The sequence below is a fragment of the Desulfoconvexum algidum genome (assembly GCF_055382125.1).
This window is the reverse complement of sequence record NZ_AP042394.1, coordinates 6,208,446-6,229,176: the sequence shown is the minus strand read 5'-3', so window position 1 is coordinate 6,229,176 and position 20,731 is coordinate 6,208,446. Positions and strand designations below refer to the sequence as shown.

Sequence of the window (20,731 nt, the reverse complement as noted above, 5' to 3'; positions counted from 1 at the left end):
GTCCTAGGATTTTTCTAATTTGTTTTGAATAATAGAAATATATTCATCAGAGTTGATGCTGCTTCCCGTGAGTACGGTTACGACGTTTTTTCCTTTTACATCGATTTTATTGGCAAGAATAGCGCTGACGCCGACAACCCCGGCACCCTCCACGATCAAACGGTGTTTTTCAAACAAATAACAAATCCCGTCTTTTATCTCATCCTCGGAAATAACCAGATGCTTATCCACAAATTTTTTCACCATTTGCAGGGTATATTGGTTGTCAACACCAATACCCCCCAGAAGTGAACCCGCAATGGTGTCTTTTTCTTCAATTTCAACGGGAACACCTGCTTTTACACTTTCCAGCAGTGCCGGAGATTCTTTGATGGAAAGCCCTATGATCTGTATGTCGGGATTGATGGCTTTTGCCACCATGGCAATTCCTGCCATTAACCCCCCTCCGGACAGCTGGACCATTAAAACATCGGTGGAGGGCAGTTTTTCTAATATTTCCAGGGCAATGGTGCCCTGTCCGGCAATAATCAAGGGATCATCAAAAGGAACAACGGGGATCATGCCTTTTGAGGCCATGATCTGGTAATAATTTTTTTCTGCTTCGTCCTGGGATTTCCCCTTTATGGAAACTTGGGCGCCAAGATTTTCAATGATCTTGGCTCTATAGGAAGGAACATGTTCGGAAAGGCAGACAACCGCTTTGACACCCTGGTGGGCTGCAACATAGGCAACGGCTTTTCCATGGTTACCCGTGGAAAAGGTGATAACGCCTTTGAGTTTTTCTTGGGAACTCAGGCTTAAAATTTTATTGGCAGCCCCCCTGACCTTAAAGGCGCCTGTTTCCTGGAGGCATTCAAGTTTATAGTGAATGCTTTTGGCACCCGTGATCTTTGCCAGATCAGAATCCATCAAAAGAGGCGTGTTTTTGATAATATGCTTGATGCGGTCATGGGCGCAATAGGCATCATGCAATGTAGGTATTTGGTTCATCAATACGCTCATGTTTACGATCCTTTAAACATAGATTTTTTACATATATCCGCGATATTTTTTTTTCACAACGGCACTAAACACAAAATCGATCATGGTCATATAATCAAATACAGGCAGCCCGGTCTTATCCGCCACACCCTTTGCATAGGGGGGCAGCAGGGAGCACTCCAACAAAATGGCCCCCATATCTTTATGCTTTTTAAGCAGGGTCCCTGCTTTTTCAAGCACCTCGGCCTCAATTTTCGCTGAATCAAGGCTGCCTTTTTCATCCAGCACAGCTGATTTAAATTCCGGACTATTCTCTAGGCCGGCCACTACCAGTCCGTTTTTTCCCTTAATACCGATCGTTTCCAAAAATGGTTCGGTCAGATTCCTTTGACTGGCTGTGATAATTCCGATTTTCTGGTTTTCCGGGATAAGCTGCCGGATAAATGGAATCTGTAAAAGGCTGGATAAAAATACCGGCATATTCAAATCTTTTTTCAGCTGGTTCTGGTGCAGTGCCATAAACCCGCAATCCCCTGTAATGGCCCGAACACCATTGTCTTTTAAATCCCTTGCAGCGCAAAGCAGGGCCGGGTATATGCCTTTGTCGCCTCCTATTGCCTTTTTAACGGAAAACCCCACTACTTTTTTAAACCGGACCGGGAACGCATAGGAGGTGGCATTGGCCACATCCCCCGGGATAAAAGGAACCGGAGAATCCAGCAAAAGGACGCCAATGGCTTCCCCGTAGGAAACCTGGTTGTTTTTTCGTTGGTAAATCATGCTTTCTCACTTTTATTATCTAAAGGCCACATCTCTCAAAAAAAGCGCAATCTCCGGAAAGAAGGCCAAAGCAACTGCCACACTCAAAAGAATTAATATAAATGGCGGTGTCCCTTTTACAACTTCAATATACGGCCGTTTAAATATAGCAATTGCCGTGAAAATATCACAACCGAACGGCGGTGTTGCGGATCCAATGGCGCACTGAAGCGTAATGATGGTTCCCACCAGCACAGGATCTAATCCCACATTATTCACCACAGGTGCAAAAATGGGAACCAGAATCAATATCACTACAATGGGATCAACAAACATACATCCGACGAAAAAGGCAATGGAGATAACAAAAAGGACGCCATGTTGGCCCATCTGCGCAATACCGATCATCCCTAAAATATGTTGGGGGACCTGTGCATAGGATAACACCCAGGCAAAGGCAGCTCCGGCGCCGACCAGTATAAAGACAACGGCTGTCACCAATCCGGTTGATAAAGCGGTTGCATAAAAATCGGAAAGTTTCATTGTTCTAAAAAGAAAGCCCTCCAGTATGATTGCATATGCCACACTTACCGCGGCGGCTTCTGTGGGGCTGAAGATACCGCCAAAGATACCGCCAATAATAATGACCGGGAACCCCAGAGGCCACAGTGCATGATACACTGCCATTCCCCGCTTTTTCCATGATGTCTTGGGTTGGGTGGGGATGTCGTTTACAATCGCATAGATCACACTGTAGATTGAAAACAAAAGCAGGATCAGCAGCCCCGGGCCGATGCCGGCGATAAAAAGTTCAGGAATGGAGGCTTTAGCGACAATTCCATAGATAATCATCCCGATACTGGGGGGAATCAAAAACGCAATATCACTGGAGTTGACAATGAGGGCCAGAATAAACGAATCTTTATAGCCCCCTTCTAGGAGTCTTGGACGCAAGGGGGCTCCAATGGCCACAACAGTCGCCTGAGTCGAACCGGAAACAGCGCCAAACACTGCACATGCACCGGCCGTACTCACGGCAAGCCCTCCTTTGATATGTCCGACAAATGCCATCACCAGATCGATCAGTTTCTCAGCTGATTTGCCCCGGGTCATGATATCGGCCGAGAGGATAAACATGGGCACGGCAATGAGAGCTGCAGGACGAATCCCTGCCATCATCTGCTGGATCATGAACTGGGTTTGGGACAGGTCTCCGTCGTACAGCAGGTAGATCCCTAACGTTGCCCCGGCAATCAATGGGATTTTCATTGGAAATCCCAACAGCAGTAAAACAATCATCAGCAAGAAGATGGAGAGCGCAAAATGCTGGTTCAAAAAACCTATCAAACTGAAATTTGTATCCAGGATAGTATTTGAATCGGTTTGCGCCACTATATGTCCCCGGTCATTTTTTACCACTGCCGTAATGGCGATGCTGCCGTCTGCAAAGCCGCTGATGTCGAGTGCTTCAACCGCCCAGTTGCCGAGTTTATTGATCATAGGCGTCTGCTCAATAATGGCTTCCTTCTCATCGGTTAGGGTGATGCTGAGCGTTTGCCATGGCTCCACCCCTTCTGCAAAGCCGTATACAAAAAGCAGTGTGTCTTGGTCAATGACCGTCTCTTCAATCACTACCCTGACAGTATCTGAAGCGAAAAGAGATGTGGCCCAAAAGCAGCTGATAGCAAGTAACAATAATATTTTTTTAATCTGGTAGTGTTTCATGGTCTCTTAAATCTCACTATCATTTTTAGGTGTCGGTATATCCGTCTTTAATATGGGTAGAAAGATAGACATCGTTTTGTGTCAGGTTTCTAACCGCCGTAAACGCATACTGCAGTCCTGTCATAATAAAACCGAAAGGCACCCATAAATAGATATAGAATACAGGCAGTCCCAAGGCCGGCAGAATTCGGCCGCTCTCATACACCTCGGCAATATAGCGGTAGGAATAAAAGGCAAGAAAAAACATGAACGCAGACGTCACCGAGGTCATCACAATCATCAAAACCTTGCGTATCTTTTTCGGCAGGGCATCATAAATGGCAGACATCCTTATATGACGGCCATTTCGGGCGGCATAACTTAATCCGGCATAGGTCACCAAAACGATGAATATGACGTTCAGTTCATCTGTGACGGTAATGGCATTATTAAACACAAACCGGCTGACCACTGCGGCAATGGTATTGATCGTCATTGCGATCACTCCGACAGCCAGCATGACGCCCTCAAGCTTGCTGATTTGCATATCAATGAAATCGAGCGCGTTTAGTACAGGATTTCCCTTATCTTTTGCTGCCTCAGTCATTTTTTCTCCCGAATCGTAAATTGGGTCTCAAACCTGGATCGCAAAATAGATCAGGCTATAACGGCTCAATCTATTTTGCGATCCTCTGTGGGTTTATTATTTTGTTTTTGCCTCAGCTTCTTTTAGATCCACCATCATTTGATCCAATATTTTTTTGTTTGAATCGCTCTTGGAGGCAAAAGATTCCTGTACCGCTGTTGCCGCTTTTCTAAAGGGGGCACGTTCGCTTTCTGTGAGGGTCACAATTTTAAACTCCGGGTTGGTCCTGACGATACGACCGATGCCATAAGCATCAAGTCTTTCGGCCTCTTTTAAAATAACCTGGTGTGCATGGTCAGCAGCCTTACGAATCAGTTTTTTATCCCTGTCGCCCAGTTCGTTGAAAAATTTTTTATTTGCAGATGCAGATGCATTGAAGTGTCCGTGGCCGGTATAGGTCAATACTTTTGTCAAATTATCCAGGCCATATGCTTCAATCCACACGGTTGGATTTTCTTGACCATCCACCATATTGGTTTTAAGGGCACCGATCAGATCACCCCAGGTCATGGGAACCGGTGACGCACCAAAGGCTTTATATGTCTCAACCAGAATCGGAGAGCCGGGCATAACCCGCATTTTTTTGCCCTTCAAATCTTGCGGGGAGTGAAACGGCTCAAAGGTGGTCACTGCCATCTCACCTTCAGGGAAAATAGAGAGTAGCTCAAGTCCGTGTTTAAGGAAGATCGGCGGAAGCATCTCGTTAATCACTTTTGAATTTTTGAAAAAATAATCCAGCTGCTTGGTATCTGTCGGCATCACATAGGGCAGAGTGAACAGATCCATTTCAGAAATTGTTCCCCCCATGTAGCCGGTTGACTGTCCCAAAAACTGCAGGATACCCGCTATGGTCTGCTCCATCATATCGGTCTCTTCACCGAGGCTTCCCACGGGGTAGATTTTAATTGTATGCCTGGAATTTTCCTCTATAAAGCTCTTAAAAGCGGTTGCATAAATACCCTGGGGGTCATTGACGCCCTCTCCCATGGCATACTTCCACTCCTCTGCGTACAGATTCATGCTTGTTACTGCAATCAGCAGAATGCTTGCCAAAAATGTTTTTACCACTGTTAGGCTCAACTTTTTTTTCATTGTTCGACTCCTTTTTCCGTGGGTTAATGTTCTGGTTATAGGCGAAGAACGCGTGAAATCATTTCTCTTTTAAAAATTCCAAAGCGCCTTTCACATGCAACTCTACTCCTTTTGTCAAAACGTCCTCATCAATATTAAATCTGGAATTGTGCAGCGGAAATTGTGTTTCTTTCTCCTTGTTGGCACAACCCAGAAAAATAAACACCCCGGGGACCCGGGATGAAAATTCGCTAAAATCCTCACTGGCAATATATTTACCGGATTCAATAATATCAGGGCTGCCAAATACCTGGGCCGCCGTTTGCTTTGCCAGTCTCACCATTTTTTCATCATTTACCAGGGGGATGTTTTCATGCTCAATTTCAATCTCACAGGTACATTGGTGTGCCTGGCAGATTCCTTCACAGATCCGAATGAACTTTTGGGTGGGGTTATCCGATGAATCCGGATCAAAGGTATGGAGAAACCGGATGGTGCCTTCCATGTAGACCTCTTCCGGAATGATATTGGCTTTTTTCCCCGCCTGGATTTTACCGAACATAATGATGGTGGGCTTTTGTGCATCCATCTCCCGGGTCTGGATGGTCTGGACCGTCTGGATAATACTGGAAGCCGCTATTACAGGATCAATTGCTTCGTGGGGGTAGCCGGTATGCCCACCTTTGCCAGTTACCCTGACCTTAAACACATCCAGCCCGCCCATGACCACGCCTGGGGAGATGGAGACTCTTCCCGAGGGGATCAGGCTCCAGATGTGAATGCCCATGACACCGTCCACACGGGGATTTTCAAGTACCCCTTCTTCGACCAGCCGAATAGCACCGGCCACCTCTTCATCGGGCTGGAATACAAATTTGATCTGCCCGGTAAGGGAGGCCTTGTTCTCTTTGAGCACCCGGGCCGCAACCAGCAGCATGGCCATGTGGGAATCATGACCGCAGGCGTGCATGACGCCTTCATTCTTTGATTTGTAGTCCTTTTCACTCACTTCGGTTACGGGCAGAGCATCCATATCAGATCGGAGCATGAGAACGGCCCCAGGTTTGCCACTGTCAAGGAGGGCTACCACTCCGGTTCCAGCTATACGATGGGTTTCAAACCCAAGGGCTTGAAGATAGACTTCAATCTTCTGGGCCGTTCGAAATTCCTGGAATCCCAGTTCCGGGTACATGTGAAAATCACGCCGCAGGTCAATGAGTTCTGATTTCAGATCAATGATCCGGTTTTGTATACAATCAGATAGGATCTCTGGTATGGGGTCTGATTTTTTTATATGATCCATGGGAATATCTGTTTCCTTATTTTTATTGCCGACTAGTTACTCAATAATAAATAATTTCCGGTCAAAGGAGGCAAAGGTTATGGCGCCGTTTTCCGTTACCCTAAAGGATTCCGAACATTCAAAACCGTAATTGTCCATCCACATTCCCAGAATCATGTGAAATGTCATATTGGGTTTCAGCACGGTTTTATCGCCAGGCCGAAGGCTGGCAGTATGCTCACCCCAGTCGGGAGGATAGTTAAGCCCCATGGCATAGCCGATTCTGGATTCCTTTTCAAATCCATGCTTTGCGATATGATTTCGCCAGATCAGTTCCACATCTTCACAGAGCATTCCCGGTTTTATGGCATCCAGCGTAAGATTGAGCCCCGCCACGGTAACATCCGCAATGTTTGACAGCTTAGGGGATGGATTTTTACCAAGGTATGCAGTTCTGGCAATGGGGCAGTGATATCTGTTTTTGCAGCCCGCAAGTTCCAGATTGACTGCCTGCTCATTTTCATAGGGATCATCGGTCCAGGTAAGATGTGGGGCAGTGGTTTTTACACCGGTGGGCATCATGGGGACAATGGAAGGGTAATCCCCGCCAAATTCCTTTGTCCCGGAAATTTGTGCCTGGTAGACCTTTGCCACGGCATCACATTCCCGGGTACCGGGTGACAAATTATCAAGGGCGGTCTGCATCACAATTTCAGCGATTTTTCCTGCCTGCTGCATAATGCTGATTTCATCATTGGACTTTATTAGCCTTACCCAGTTCACAAGGAGTGTTGCATCCGTAAACACGGCATTGGGAAGGCTTTTTTCTAATTCCTGAAAAGCCCTTGCTGAAAAATAATATGCATCCATCTCAACACCGATCTTTTTGTCTGCCCATCTGTGTTGTTTTATGATGTCGGCCACATAATGCATCGGATGTTTTACAAGGGACTGAACATAATCGTCAGGGTATCCCTGTATGTTTTCCTGTTTGAGAAAGGTTGTCAACCGGGCGCCTGCTGCATCCATCCCGCGGCCTATCCACAGGGGCTGTGCCTCGTCTTTGATAACAAGAACAACCTGGGGGACATAAAAAGACCATCCATCGTACCCTGTGGTATAGTTCATGTTGGCAGGGTCTGCCAGAACAAGAAGATCCAACCCTTTGATTTCCATCTGTTCTTTTATTTTTTCTAGCCTTAAGAGATATTCAGTTTTTTTAAAAATTAGCATTTTCATTCTCTCCTAAAAGATAGCGGTTCTATGATGGATAATTGCCGGAACTTTTTTTCCCGGCAATTACCCATATAAAATTATCACCAGATCCTAATACCAGCCTTCGCCTATACCCAGCCTCTAAATTTCATGGCTTTTTCAAGTTTTTGCAAGGCATGAATCCAGGCGCCGGTTCTCAAAGAGGAAACTTTGAACTCCCGGGCAGTGTCAGCGGCATCGTGATATGCTTTGAGTATCCGGGTTTCAAGCTTTGCGTTAACCGTTTCAAGATCCCAGTACTGATCGGAAAGCCCCTGGGTTCTCTCAAAATGGCATACCGTTGCGCCGCCGCTGTTGGCAACCACATCCGGTGCAATCGTAACACCCTTTGCCGTAAGAAGCGCGTCTGCCTCTGTTGTTACGGGACCGTTGGCGCCTTCCACAATCAATTTCGCTTTTATATCACCTGCATTGCCCTTGTGAATCACATTCTGAACTGCTGCAGGAACTAGGATGTCACAATCCAGGGCAAAAAGTTCGTCATTTGTGATCTCTTTTGAGCCGGCAAAGCCTGACACCTTTCCTGTGGCTGCAACATGTTCTTTTAAGCTTTCAATATCAATGCCTGCTTCTGCATAAATTCCGCCGTACACATCACTGATCGCTTTGATTTTACAGCCTTCTTTGCAAAGGAGCGAAGCAAGAACGGACCCGACCTGGCCAAAACCCTGAACTGCGGCACTGGCCTTTGTCACATCCATTTCAATATCATGGGCAGCAGCCATGAGGACAATAAAAACCCCCAGACCTGTGGCGGCTTCCCCTCCCAACGAACCGCCGAGAATGGGCGGTTTGTCATTAATGGCAGCAGGGCAGTGAATGCCGGTGATCTGTTCGTACTCATCAAGCATCCATGCCATGGCCTGCTCTCCGGTACCGATATCAGCACCGGGAACATCCGTCCATGGGCCTTTGGGTGTGAGATTACGGACAAAAGCGCGAACCAGACGTTCCATCTCATTTTCTGTTAATTTGGACGGATCTGCCTTAATACCGCCCTTTGCACCACCGGCAGGAATATCTGCAGCGCAATGTTTGATTGTCATAAACAGACCCAAGGCTTTAATTTCATCCAGGGTAAGGGCGGGTCTGATTCGCGTACCGTTTCGGCACGGACCCAGGGCATCACAATAGTGGACACGATATGCCTGAAATACCTCAAAAGAGCCATTGTCAAGTTTCATGGGAATCCGGAACTGATAGATTCTCTTGGGTGCCTGGAGTACGTCAAGCACTCTTTCATCGATATTACCGATTTTTCCTGCATTATTCAGCGTATTTATTGCAACCTGGAAAACACTGTCGTTATTCATTTTTTTTTATCCTTCTTTTATTCTGCTTTTATTCTGTCACACACATTACAAGGTCTTTGGCACCCTTTGGTGAGGTTTTCAATTCAGGGGCATGTTTGGCCATGAGTTCTTGGATAACGGATGCCATTTTTACTTTTTCCCGGATAAGATTGTCATGGAATTCTTCAGTTACCCAAGGTTTGTAAATATCTGCCTCGGATGTTCCAGGCTCTATTTTAAAATAAACAGGAGAAGCAACTTTTGCAATTTCAGGGGTTTCATAGGCACGGTACATTCCGCCGAACTCATCGACAATGATAACATAAACATCCATTGGAATATCAATTGCTTTACGCATGCCTGATAAAATGGGAAGGGATACATCTGAAATGGGATTTAGGGAATTGACCCCCATTTTTTCAACCACTTTTGCACCGGCTGCGCTGCAGTATCCGGCAAAAACAGACCATTTGAAAAAACATTCTTTGGGAATCACCCCTTCGTCTCTCATTTTATTTAAGATGGATAGAACGCCTTCGTCATATACGAGAAACCCACGAAAGCCAGCTTCTATATTTCTCATGATATCTGCAATGTGAAGGGACATTGAATCAGATCCCCTGAGCCGGAATGCCTGCATGACCCCTTCTTTATTGGACAATTCCTTGGAGCCTACGTCCCAGGCTTTTCTATGCCCTGTGGTCATAACCACTTCGATTCCTGCATCCTTTGCCATTTTGGCCATGTCTTTGAGCTCTTGAAAATCACAATAGGTTGAGCCCCCAACCGTAGCAACCGCTCTATGCACCATCACATTTCTTTTTTTCGCTTCATCAATCATGGCCGCCATGGTGGAGGCCCTTTCAACACCAGCGATTTCAATTCGCCATTGTGCCCCATCGGGAAATGTTTTTTCCGATGCTTCCAGTGCATGTCCGTCGCGCCCAGGAATCCCTTCTTTTTCCATGAAATCCCGTATGGTTTTTAATACTGCTGACATAATAATTTTCCTTTTTTTTAATTAAATTCTTTTAATTGCGAACTCAGTCGATGATATGTAATATCTTAAAGATACCGACCATAAACACCTGGATAACACTTTATACAGGGCGAATGGTTCAAAATTTATGGCTATTTGAGTTTTTCAAGCTCTCCTTCAACCATTTTGTAGGTGTGCTTATCTTCCGGAAAACGCTTATTTTTTGTGTCGTTGATATATTCTGTGAAGGCTTTTATTGTTTTTTCCCCAAGATTTTCATACTTTTTAACAAATTTGGGTGTAAAGGCCTGGAAGATACCCAGGACATCGCTGCAAATCATGAGCTGCCCGTCAGCATCGACTCCGGCCCCAATGCTATAAACAGGGATCTTCAATGTGTCTTTGATGATTTTGCAAACTTCAGGCGGAACCGCTTCCACCAGAAGGGCAAAGGCACCGGCTTCCTGAATTGCCTTTGCATCTTCAATCAATTGGTTTGCTGTTTCCGCAGTTCTGCCCTGGGCTTTGAAACCACCCTGCTGACCGGAACTCTGGGGGGTGAGACCAATATGCCCCATGACCAGCATACCGCCGTCTGTAATCGCCTTTATCTGAGGGCAGACCCTTTTGCCACCTTCAAGTTTGATGGCATCGACTCCGGCCTCTTTGTAAAATCTTCCTGCATTCCTCACCGCATCTTCAACCGATACCTGGTAGGAAAGAAAAGGCATGTCGCCAACTATAAATGTTTTTGAAGCACCGCGTCTTACCCCTTCACTGTGGTAGATGCACTGATCCATTGTTACGGGGATGGTTCCCTCATAACCGTATATGCACATTCCAAGAGAATCCCCCACAAGAATCATGTCAATCCCGGCCTGTTCTGCAAAATTTGCAGTCCAGTAATCATAGGATGTGATCCATGCTGCCTTTTCTCCTTCATTTTTCATCTTTTGTAAATCAAGACTCGATAGTTTCTTTTTCATAAATATCCTTTTTTCTATTTGATTTAATATTGTTGTTTGGCGTATTAATTCAATTATCCCAGTTGCCTGGAAAGTTCATGACAAACCTGTTTTAGTTTTTTCTGAACTTCATCCACGCGTTTTTTTGTCAATCTTGTTGTAGGCCCTGAAACACTTATGGCATAGGGTACGGCTCCGGTATTATCGAACACGGGTGCCGCAACACATCTTAGCCCTGACACCAATTCCTCATCATCCACAGCAAACCCCTGTTTTCTGACCTTTTCCAATTCCTTTTTCAGTTCATCAACCGAAGATATGCAGTTGGGTCCCATGGGCGTGAACTCAACGGCAGACAAAAGAGAGGCAAGCTCGTCCGAATCCAAGAAAGCAACAATCGTTTTTCCAAGAGCTGAGCAATAAACCGGCGCAGAAGAGCCGATTGGAGAATCCACACGAAGAATTTCTTTACTGTCAATTTTTTCCAAATGGAAAATATTATAGCCGTCTCTGACTCCCAGATTAATGGTTTCGCCAAAAGCTGTGGAAAGTGTTTTCATATAAGGGAGTGCAATATTTTTTATCCCCAAACGGTTGGAACGTTTCATTCCAAATTCAAGCATCTTAAATGTCAGGTGATATTTGTTGTCCTGATTTTGTTCAACATAACCAAGTTCTTTGAGAGTAGCTAAAAAGCGATGACTTCCGGTTCTGTTCTGTCCGAGATGACGCGCGACCTCACTTACGCTGAGTTCTCCTTTTTCAGCAAGAAGCTCCAGAACATCAAGTCCTTTTGCAAGTGAGCTGATAAAAAAATATTTTTTATCGGTGGCCATAATCCCTCTCCTTCAAAGTTTGTTCACTATGTGTGACGATTGGTCTCAATGTGTTACACAAATGATTAAACTATAAGAATTCCCGTTTGTCAAGGATAACATTTTGACCATCGTCCCTTGAGCGACACCACAAATTTATGGTGCAGGTGATGTCTATTTGTTTTGGTCTTCTCATGGCCTGGGTATGCGGATGAACCCCATGGTGGCGGGAACCCTTTCCATTGGCCCCAGGCATTCAAACGGATGATTCCTTCTCTACCATGGGTATTTGCATCAAAAGATTTTTGATCTAAGGGGCTATCAGATGCTTGAGCTCAGAAAAAGCTAAACCCGTTTGAAATAGGCTACAGCCAAGAGAAAAATCCCCCGAATTTCCTATGGACTGGTCTGCATAAAATTAGGCGGTGGATTTGAGTATTTCTTCTAAACTTGACAGAAAAGTATATCTGTGAAAATGATTATCTTCACAATAGAAACTATAATTTGGAAACACCATGAATTATTCTGAAGATAAAGACAAGGCTGGTGAATATTTAAGGCTCGCCCTGGGCTATCTTGTAAAATATAAACAGCCGGCAAGTCCTGTTAACTATACGGTCTGGTACGAGTATGTGTCGGGAAAGAACCCGAAGTTAAAAAAAACCATTGATTCTGCAATTGAATCTGCCACCCCCCTCACCTGCAATAATATGGAAATTTTGTACCAGAAATTTGTGGCCGATGGGGACAGGATTGTTATTAGTAAGTTATTGACCAAGATCAACCTCATGCTCAGGGAAATTACCAGCCATGTGCTGGAGACCGAAGGCGATCTTTCCGGTCATGGAACCATCCTAAGGGGGCTTTCAGAAGAAATTCTCGAGGTTCGGGATTTTGAAGGCGCTAAAAGGATTATTGATCAGATGGTCCTGGAGACCAAGGCCCTTATAAAATCAGGCTCTAACCTCCAAAGTCGGATGAAGATTTCCTCGTCAGAGTTGCAGCAGCTTCATCGGGAATTGGAAAAATCTCAGCAGGAAGCTCACACGGATTCCCTGACCGGGCTGATTAACCGGAGGGGACTTGAAAAACGATTTGAGCTGGAACGGATACGGGCAAAACAGAACAATATCCCTTTTTCAATCATAATGTTAGATATTGATCATTTTAAAAAGGTCAACGACACCTATGGCCATCTGGTGGGGGACAGTCTGCTCAGGGGAATCTCCAATATTTTAAAAAAACAGCTGCGGCGAAATGATATTGCCGCCAGATACGGGGGGGAAGAGTTTTTAATCCTCCTGCCCGAGAGCGATCTTGCGGGGGCCGGTGCTGTGGCCGGAAAAATACAAAAGGGGTTGTCGACCAAGGAGTGGAAACTCAAGGAATCCGGCGAGAGCATGGGGTCTATTACGGTCTCCATGGGGATCTCCATCTATGCCATGAATGAATCGGGAGAGGCAATGATCAAACGGGCAGACGATGCCTTGTATGTGGCAAAAACTTCTGGTCGAAACCAGGTTGTTACCCAGGATCACTAAGGACCTAAAGTATTAAGCCAGGCCATTCTTATTGCCTGGAGGATGCTGCCATGAGAACCCCGAATCCGATAAAAGCGGACCCGCTGGCTCTGCTGAACCATTTCCGCCTGGCGGGGGCTGCCAGCCAGTTTTTTGCTGTGTGAGCCACAAAAGCATAGAACATAAGAAAAGAGAATGAAAATGCCATGAGGGTCATCACCAGTCGCATGAATTGGGGAATCAATGCCTGGTCAATAAGGATGAACTGGGGAAAAAGGGCGGTCAGGAACACAATGGCCTTGGGGTTGCTGATGGCCACCCCAAGGGCCTGGATAAATATTTTAGAGGGAATTTCAGGTGTTTTTCCTTTGCTTTTTAAAGGATCAATTGACTCAAGTCTATGATGTGGTCGTTGAAAAAATTGAACGAGGCCCAGATAAATCAGGTAGGCTGCTCCGGCGTATTTGACCAGATTGAAGAGGGGTTCAGATGCCTTCAGAACGGCCCCAAGTCCGGTGACGGCAATTAGCCCCAGGATAAACAGGCCGCAAATATTTCCCAGGGCGGAAAAACTGGCTTTTTTCCATCCATGGAGGCTGGATTTTGTCATGATGAAAAATACTGCCGGCCCGGGTGTGGCTGTGGCAATGAAAACAAAAGACAGGTATAAGAGCCATGATTCAAGGGACATGCTAATACTCCTTTCCGGCGTATTCCTTCGTTCAGATTAAATGGTTAACAGGGTCTCATTATTTTTTAAGAGGTCTGTAAGGGGAACTCCCCAGTAAATGACTTCAACCCCCAAGGCCTCAATGATGGGCGTCACCTCCAACTGGTCTGTACAGGCTTTGCAGGCAGTTACATGGACCCCTTTTTCAATGGCATCTTGAATCATCTTTTGTATCTGTTTGTCTTCTGCTGCCAGTTTGGCCGTGGCCCCCCAGATGATCAGGGTCACCTCTTCCCACCACCCCTGTGTCAGGGCGTTCACCGTATACATGAAGACCATTTTTTCGGCGGTCATTTTATTGTCATTGGTCCAGAGCAGATACAAATGTGTTTTTTCGGTCATCTTAATTTCTCTCCTTTTTAGGGGTTGGTCCGGGTTAGATCAATACTCAGGGCATAGGCCCCTCCTTCGAGTTTTGCCGTTACCGGAAAAAGTCCTTTTTCAAAAACCTTGAGCATGGTCCGGTTGGAGGAGAGAACATCTGCGGTCATGGTTACAGCTCCCCGTTCCTTGGCAAGCCGGGCCAGCATCTGGTATAAAAAGGTGGCAATGCCATGGCCCTGGTATTCTTCATCCACAACAAAGGCAACATCCATATAGGGTTTGTTCGGGTATTTGGCAATTCTGGCTTCGGCAATAATGGTGCGCTGGCCGGGTTCTCCCACCTGACCCACCACCGAGAGAATGTCCTGGTAGTTTATATTGACATAGGCCTGCATTTTTGTGTGGGGCATGGTTTTAATGGGGGAAAAATATCGGTAATAAATGGCCTTGTCTGAAAATCGGTAGAACAGTCTGCGCATCTGGTCTTCATCCGATGGTTTAATGGCCCTAAAATAGACATGGAGATCGTTTTTGAAGCGGTGCTGGATTGCAATCTCAGCCGGGTAGAAATGAGCGCTGTCCGCCAAAAATATTTGATCCGGGTAAAGTAGTTTTTCCATTTTTCCGCCATCCACCAACCCGGGCCGGTCTTCTGGATGGGCAATTTCTATGAGGGCCTGGGCCCGTTCTCTCAGGGTCCGGCCACGGAGATGTGCCACCCCCTGTTCCGTGACCACAAGGTCAACGGATTCCGGCAGACTCAGCAGATCCGGGGAATCATCCAGAAAGAGCCGGATATTGGGGGTGCCTTCCCGGTTCCGGCTGGGCAGGGCCACAATGGTATATCCGCCCGGGGAAATTTCAGCCCCGTTGAGAAAGTCGGCAATCTGTCCCGGGCCTGCCGAAACATTGGCAGAGCTGTTGTGCAGGGCCACCCGGCCGGACAGATCCACCCGGCGGACCGGAAGGATCATGACAAACCGCCGGTTCCGTCCTATTTCCATGGGGTTGAACACCTTGTCAATGCTCTGGAACTCCACCATGGGGTTTTTATCCAGCCATTGCATGAGTTCCTTGCTGCCCAGGGCATAGGCGGTCAAGGATCTTCCCCGGAACATCCCTTTTTGGCGGTTGGTGACGGCTCCGCTTTTCACAAGTTCCATGAGGGCATCGGTGAAAAAAGGCGTGTGGATGCCCAGGTCTCGCTTTCGGGACAGGCATTTAGCCAAGGCTTCAAAAATGGGCCCAAAGGTAAAGGCCAGGCAGGATCCGTCCTCAATGACCGAGGCGATATTTTCGGCAATTCGTTCAAAGACCGGTTCTACCGGGTACCTGGGAAAATAAAAGGGCGGCACCTTGGCTTCCACCAGCATATGAAAGTCATTTATGTTCACAAAGGTGTCCCCCAGGGTAAAGGGGATCGCTTCATTGACCTCTCCCACAATCAGATCGGCATGGGCCATGGCCCGTCTTGCCACATCCACCCCAACGCCCAGGCTGCAAAACCCGGCCTCATTGGGCGGGGTGATCTGGACAAAGGCCACATCAATGGGGACCTGGCCTTCCTGCATCAGAGCCGGGATGGCAGAAAATCTTGAGGGGATCATGTCCACCTGACCTGCGGTAATGGCTTCGGCCGAGACCCAGCCCGAAAAAAAGGTTCTAAGACGGTAGCGTTTGGATTCCAGAGCCTTAAAGGAAATGGCATCTCCAAAACTGAGCAATTGGATCAGGGTCAGGTCATCCAGGTGGTACCCCTCGGCGGTCATGATGGCATTTACCAGGGTTCGGGGTTCTGCGGTGCCGGTTCCGATGAAAATATGCATGCCAGGCTTTATTTTTTTTAATACCGCATCTGTGGTCACGGTATCTTTTTTCCAGGAGGGAATTTTCTTTTTAAACATATGGGTTACCTTTTTGTTATCAGGTTTTGATGGGTATAAAATTGATTGTACACCAGGGTGATCAAGACTGCCAATATCACCGATGAAAGACCTATTAATACGTTATAATAGGCCGGGGCCGTTAGGGAAAGCCGGATCAATAATGTGGCCAGGGCGTATCCGGAGTTTCTGAAAACCGCTGGAAATTCCGGAAGAAAAGACTGGGCAATCAGTACCAGCAGAATGTCGGAAAAAATCAGCACGGTGTAAAAGTATTGAAAAAAATGAAACACCGGGTTCCCTGAAAAAAAGAGCTGGCCATTATAAAAACCCATGCCGATAAAAATAGCCAGCATGGTCAGGGCCACGGCTTTCTTTGCGGCGATGAACCGGTCCAGGGAAGGACCCGGGGTCAGGGTTTCATCTATCTTTTTGAGCATTCCGGAATAGATTCCCAACAGGGCAAAAATAGCAACCGCGCCAAACCCGTAGGAGAGGATGTGCCAGAGGACCTCATGGTGGTGGCTTAGGGAAATGGGTTCCGGCAGAACAGCCAATTCCTTGAAGGCATTTCTCAGGAAGATCAGGGCAAGGATTTCAAACTGCTTGCCCAGGGCCCGGGACAGGGAAGCTGGCAGGGTGAATATCATGCCCAGAACTTCGAGTATCAGCACCAGGGTAAATGCCAGGTTTATGGCCATGTAATGGCTCTGGGGAAGGACTTGTCCCAGGAATTTTGGCAGCAGCCCCTGGCGATTGAGCTCAATGGCCCCAAGGGCCAAAAGAAAGGTCAGCACCAGCAGGCCAGACACAGCCTTGTGGGTGGTTTCTTTTTCCCAGAATTGCCGGGCCGGATCAAATATACGGGTAAAAATATTCAGGATCAGGTCCATTTTTTTCCATTGCCTGTTCGGTATCCACCATGAAAAATATGAAGATGCATGAAGGAAAAGAAGAGAAGTTTCTTCGTGTTCTTCATGATAAAAATTAGCATTTATCAGGACAAATATTGACAGATAACCGGTTATTCGTCAATCAAAGGTTTCATTAAGCCCCTTGGAGGATACACAGAAACGATGATGAACTGGTTTGTTTTTTTATTGGTCCTTTAATTTTTCAATGTTTTCCCTGGCAAAGGTGATGGAAGGATCTATTTTAAGGGCCATCTCATAATATTTGATGGCAAGCGTTATATCTCCCAACTCTCGATAGCTTGATCCGATATTGGCATAATTAATGGCCAGGGAGGGGTCCACCTCAATGGCATTTTCAAAATGGCCAATGGCATTTTCATAGGCCTTTGTCATGAAACAGCAGACCCCCATGGTGTTAAATATGTCCGGGCGCTGGCTGTCAATGGCCAGGCCCTTCTCACAGGTGGAAAGGGAACGCTCATATAGCCCAAGGTCCTTGAGGCAGGTTCCCATGTGGGAATAGATATCCGGCAGGTTCAGCCGGGTCGGTTCCCTTTTAAGACAGGCCTCAAATTCTGCCAATGCGTTTTCATGCTCATACAGGGCATTGAACATGAGGCCCTTATAAAAACTTGTGTAGTATTGGCCGGGCAATGCGCGTTCAAGTTCATCCAGCCGGTCCAGGGCATGGACCGGGTCCAGGCTTTCTGTTATCAGCCGGGCCGAGAACATACCCACACTGGCGGCAACGGCCCGTTCCCTGAAATGGGCACCGGGCATGATGGAATAAAAGGCAGAAACCCCAAGTCCTTCATGCATGGTGTCAATTGCCAGGATATCAAAATTTTTATCTGCCAGGGTCTGGAGTAAATTTTCCACTTCAACCCGGATATTGTCGCAAGAAAGGTTGGGCAAGTCTTCCATGTCCACCATGGAATCCGGGTTTGTGATAAAACGGGCATCCTCAATATCGGTGAATTTGGGCAGGCCCGAGGCGATGTAATTGGACCCTGTATTAAAATCACCGGCCAGCTGTGCTGTCTCTGTCAACGCCCTGCCCATTGCTTTCTGGGGGTCAGGAGAGGTGCCGGCGGTCCAGACAATTTCACTCATCTGGGGAAAGGTGGCAGGATCCCAAGCCAGAACACCAATGGTGGGAATACCCGTGTCCAGGGAAAAATCAGTGGCATAGACCTCTATCCCCTGTGCTTTGTATTTTGCCAGGAGTTCGATTACAAGGGGATCGGTAAAAGAATCCAGGCGGATACCGGGGACTTTTAGGGTTTCATGGCTGACAATGGAGGAGGTATGGCGTTCCACCAATTCACAGATCCCCTGGCTCAGGGCTTCCTCTGTACAGTTTCCCGCACTGGGTCCATTGAATTCATTGATCATGTAAAACCAGTTAAAGGGAATGAGAACTTCCTTTTTTTGGGTCAGATTGTATCCCTTTGTCCATTTAAGGGGGAGCCGATCAAAAATGGGTTTGACCTTGAGGGCATCTTCTCGTTTGTCATGGACGGATTTTATGATCTGGGAAAAATCAAGTCCCTTGTCCCCCAGCTCAGCAGGGGTGGCATAAATGAAATTTTCTTCCTTGTTCATAAAGGAGAAAAAACTGAACCGTTCGCCCAGTTCCATGACCGCACTGGCCTCGGATTGCTCAGGGGTTCCGCCTTTACCCATCTGCTTGTTGGTGCCGGTCACCCGTTTGGCATCTGCCCCGCATTCAGAAAAAAAAACCGGGATATCCAGCCGGCCGTTATCAATCCTCCGGGTTTGACTTAAAATGTCCAGATTCAGAGTTGCTGTCCGTTCTTTGAACCGTTTAACGGTATCTGAAGGAGACATGATCTTGTCCTGATCGTAAGTATAGCCTTTTTTCGCGTCTTTTAATTGAATTTTATAACCCATTGATCTACCTTTCTTTGGAATATTTAAGCTTGCCTATCATGAATCAACCCGTGTATATCAACCGATATTAATTCAACCAATGTAAAGCCTATAAATGCATATGTTTTTGTGGGAATATATATAACAATGTATCATAAGAATTCAAGAAGGATATTTGACATTTCTTTAAGAAAAGTCAAGAAGGTTCGGTGAAAAGGCCGGGATTAAAAAACCGTGGCATAGACCTGGTCGTTGTCTTTCCAGACCTGGGTGTCACACCCCTTGATGGTTGTAGCAAATCGTGTTCCATCGGAAATTTTAAAATCGAGATGATCAACAGCCATGATAAAAAGGGAGCCCTTTTTACCCTGTTTTTCAATGAGAAAATAGGCAGCCCTGCAGTTTCCCAATGCGCAGAGACGCGCCCCCACAAGGAAGCACCCCTGGGCGTCCAGGTCTGGAAGCAATACATTAAATCCCAGTTCTTTTCTAAACATTTCCAGAGCCTGAAAAAGGGTGGCAGCGTCAAAGGAAATTTTTTGGTTTCCCTTTAAATGATCCATGACTGCCTGATCGCTTATTTGTTCCAGGCTTTTAAATGAAGCGGGTTGCAAGGAAAAAATATTCACCAGAATCATAACCAGAACCACGATTCCGGCAGCCCAACCTATATATTTGAGAGGTCTTATAAATTTGAGGCGACCCGGTTTGGGTAAAAAGCGGTTGGAAAAAGAGGGTGCCATTTCAAGGTGATGGTCTATTCGCCCTGCCAGGTCCCGGGGCAATTCCTGGCTGGCAAATGCCCGGGCAATCTGTTTTTCTGCCTGGGTATCCAGATCATAAAGCTGTTGGCAGTCAGGGCATCTCAGCCGATGTTCCCTTGCTTTGGGGGGCTCCGGGGTATTTCGGACACGGGTCCGAAGCCAGTGATGAAACTCGTTACACTCCATGTTTTGGATATTGCCCTTTAAAATTAATGTTTAATATCTTGGATCTGGTATGGCCCATCTGTTTTAATAAATTTTTTTTTAACCCTTCCCTTGCCCGGGTCAACCGGGACATGACGGTTCCCATGGGGATGTCAAGGGCATCGGCTATGTCTCGGTAAAGCATATCATCCATATAATAAAGGGTCAAAACTTCCCTGTATCTTAGGGGAAGTTTGGTAATGGCGGCTTCGAGCATGTTTATATCTGATTTATCCACAACCAGTTCTTCTGCATTTTTTTGTTTTATATGATTTTTCAAAAAGTCAATATAATCGGTTTCAGACAGCTGCTGCCGGTTTTTATCTTTTTGGCAGGTTTTTAGAAAATTATTTCTCAGTATTCTCAATAGCCAAGGCTTGCACCTGGAAGGCTCCTTTAGCTGGTGAAATTTGTTAAATGCCATCAGATAGGTCTCCTGGACAATATCCTGTGCATCAAACACATTGCCTGTATATTTCAAGGCCACATTATATACGAGTTTCATGTGCGGGTATGTCAGCTCTTTAAACGCATTTTTGTGTGCTGTTTGTTTGGTTGCCATTTGATCATTTCCTGATTTTGCCCCTCGTTTCTCTAAGGTAATCAGAATATGGATCAATTCAATTGCCCAGGGTCGTTTTTTTGTGTTCCTAAATTTTCCTGGCAGGCCTAAAATATGACAAGCGCTTCACGGCCTTTACCTTAAGACAGGCAGATCTGTTTTTTTATT

Annotated in this window: 19 protein-coding genes; 1 reads left to right on the top strand and 18 read right to left on the bottom strand. The window is 46.3% G+C overall.

All coding sequences use genetic code 11. The features are described 5' to 3' along the window. Positions 1–3: 3 nt before the first annotated feature. The 11 genes from ACZ45G_RS28035 to ACZ45G_RS27985 all read right to left on the bottom strand — a co-directional run bounded on the left by ACZ45G_RS28035 (position 4) and on the right by ACZ45G_RS27985 (position 11,790). Positions 4–1,002 (bottom strand): pyridoxal-phosphate dependent enzyme, encoded by a 999-nt coding sequence (locus ACZ45G_RS28035; RefSeq protein WP_464173884.1) that lies wholly within the window; start codon positions 1,000–1,002, stop codon positions 4–6. Positions 1,003–1,029: 27 nt separating this feature from the next. Next, positions 1,030–1,761, bottom strand: coding sequence for an aspartate/glutamate racemase family protein (locus tag ACZ45G_RS28030; protein ID WP_464173883.1), 732 nt, complete (start codon positions 1,759–1,761; stop codon positions 1,030–1,032). 15 nt (positions 1,762–1,776) lie between these two features. Next, positions 1,777–3,465 (bottom strand): TRAP transporter large permease subunit, encoded by a 1,689-nt coding sequence (locus ACZ45G_RS28025; RefSeq protein WP_464173882.1) that lies wholly within the window; start codon positions 3,463–3,465, stop codon positions 1,777–1,779. Between the two features lie 25 nt (positions 3,466–3,490). Then, positions 3,491–4,051, bottom strand: coding sequence for a TRAP transporter small permease (locus tag ACZ45G_RS28020; RefSeq protein WP_464173881.1), 561 nt, complete (start codon positions 4,049–4,051; stop codon positions 3,491–3,493). Between the two features lie 96 nt (positions 4,052–4,147). Then, on the bottom strand, positions 4,148–5,182 hold the full coding sequence (gene dctP / locus ACZ45G_RS28015) for a TRAP transporter substrate-binding protein DctP (protein WP_464173880.1): 1,035 nt from the start codon (positions 5,180–5,182) through the stop codon (positions 4,148–4,150). A gap of 58 nt (positions 5,183–5,240) precedes the next feature. Continuing rightward, positions 5,241–6,464, bottom strand: a complete 1,224-nt coding sequence (locus tag ACZ45G_RS28010) for a M20 metallopeptidase family protein (protein ID WP_464173879.1) — start codon at positions 6,462–6,464, stop codon at positions 5,241–5,243. 36 nt (positions 6,465–6,500) lie between these two features. Continuing rightward, positions 6,501–7,682, bottom strand: coding sequence for a M24 family metallopeptidase (locus ACZ45G_RS28005; protein WP_464173878.1), 1,182 nt, complete (start codon positions 7,680–7,682; stop codon positions 6,501–6,503). A gap of 104 nt (positions 7,683–7,786) precedes the next feature. Then, entirely contained in the window at positions 7,787–9,031 is a 1,245-nt protein-coding gene (locus tag ACZ45G_RS28000; protein WP_464173877.1) for a Glu/Leu/Phe/Val family dehydrogenase, read from the bottom strand. Between the two features lie 28 nt (positions 9,032–9,059). After that, positions 9,060–10,010 carry a hypothetical protein gene (locus ACZ45G_RS27995; protein ID WP_464173876.1) on the bottom strand — a complete coding sequence of 317 codons (951 nt, stop codon included), beginning with the start codon at positions 10,008–10,010 and terminating at the stop codon, positions 9,060–9,062. A gap of 131 nt (positions 10,011–10,141) precedes the next feature. Beyond that, a complete protein-coding gene (gene panB / locus ACZ45G_RS27990) occupies positions 10,142–10,975 on the bottom strand; it encodes a 3-methyl-2-oxobutanoate hydroxymethyltransferase (RefSeq protein ID WP_464173875.1) in 834 nt (277 codons plus the stop codon). Positions 10,976–11,028: 53 nt separating this feature from the next. Further along, positions 11,029–11,790, bottom strand: coding sequence for an IclR family transcriptional regulator (locus ACZ45G_RS27985; RefSeq protein ID WP_464173874.1), 762 nt, complete (start codon positions 11,788–11,790; stop codon positions 11,029–11,031). Positions 11,791–12,284: 494 nt separating this feature from the next. On the opposite strand from ACZ45G_RS27985, the gene ACZ45G_RS27980 reads away from it, so the two are divergent. Then, entirely contained in the window at positions 12,285–13,310 is a 1,026-nt protein-coding gene (locus ACZ45G_RS27980; protein WP_464173873.1) for a GGDEF domain-containing protein, read from the top strand. Between the two features lie 28 nt (positions 13,311–13,338). On the opposite strand, the gene ACZ45G_RS27975 is transcribed toward ACZ45G_RS27980, so the two are convergent. The 7 genes from ACZ45G_RS27975 to ACZ45G_RS27945 all read right to left on the bottom strand — a co-directional run bounded on the left by ACZ45G_RS27975 (position 13,339) and on the right by ACZ45G_RS27945 (position 20,563). Then, positions 13,339–13,980, bottom strand: coding sequence for a LysE family translocator (locus ACZ45G_RS27975; RefSeq protein ID WP_464173872.1), 642 nt, complete (start codon positions 13,978–13,980; stop codon positions 13,339–13,341). A 36-nt stretch (positions 13,981–14,016) separates the two neighbouring features. After that, a complete protein-coding gene (locus ACZ45G_RS27970; protein WP_464173871.1) occupies positions 14,017–14,361 on the bottom strand; it encodes a DsrE family protein in 345 nt (114 codons plus the stop codon). A gap of 17 nt (positions 14,362–14,378) precedes the next feature. Then, positions 14,379–16,247, bottom strand: a complete 1,869-nt coding sequence (locus tag ACZ45G_RS27965) for a GNAT family N-acetyltransferase (RefSeq protein ID WP_464173870.1) — start codon at positions 16,245–16,247, stop codon at positions 14,379–14,381. Positions 16,248–16,252: 5 nt separating this feature from the next. Further along, positions 16,253–17,119, bottom strand: a complete 867-nt coding sequence (locus tag ACZ45G_RS27960; protein ID WP_464173869.1) for a hypothetical protein — start codon at positions 17,117–17,119, stop codon at positions 16,253–16,255. A 204-nt stretch (positions 17,120–17,323) separates the two neighbouring features. After that, on the bottom strand, positions 17,324–19,054 hold the full coding sequence (locus ACZ45G_RS27955; protein ID WP_464173868.1) for a YcaO-like family protein: 1,731 nt from the start codon (positions 19,052–19,054) through the stop codon (positions 17,324–17,326). A gap of 203 nt (positions 19,055–19,257) precedes the next feature. Then, positions 19,258–19,983, bottom strand: coding sequence for a hypothetical protein (locus ACZ45G_RS27950; RefSeq protein WP_464173867.1), 726 nt, complete (start codon positions 19,981–19,983; stop codon positions 19,258–19,260). Beyond that, positions 19,973–20,563 (bottom strand): RNA polymerase sigma factor, encoded by a 591-nt coding sequence (locus tag ACZ45G_RS27945; protein WP_464173866.1) that lies wholly within the window; start codon positions 20,561–20,563, stop codon positions 19,973–19,975. The genes ACZ45G_RS27950 and ACZ45G_RS27945 overlap by 11 nt, the downstream gene beginning before the upstream one ends. Positions 20,564–20,731 lie beyond the last annotated feature (168 nt).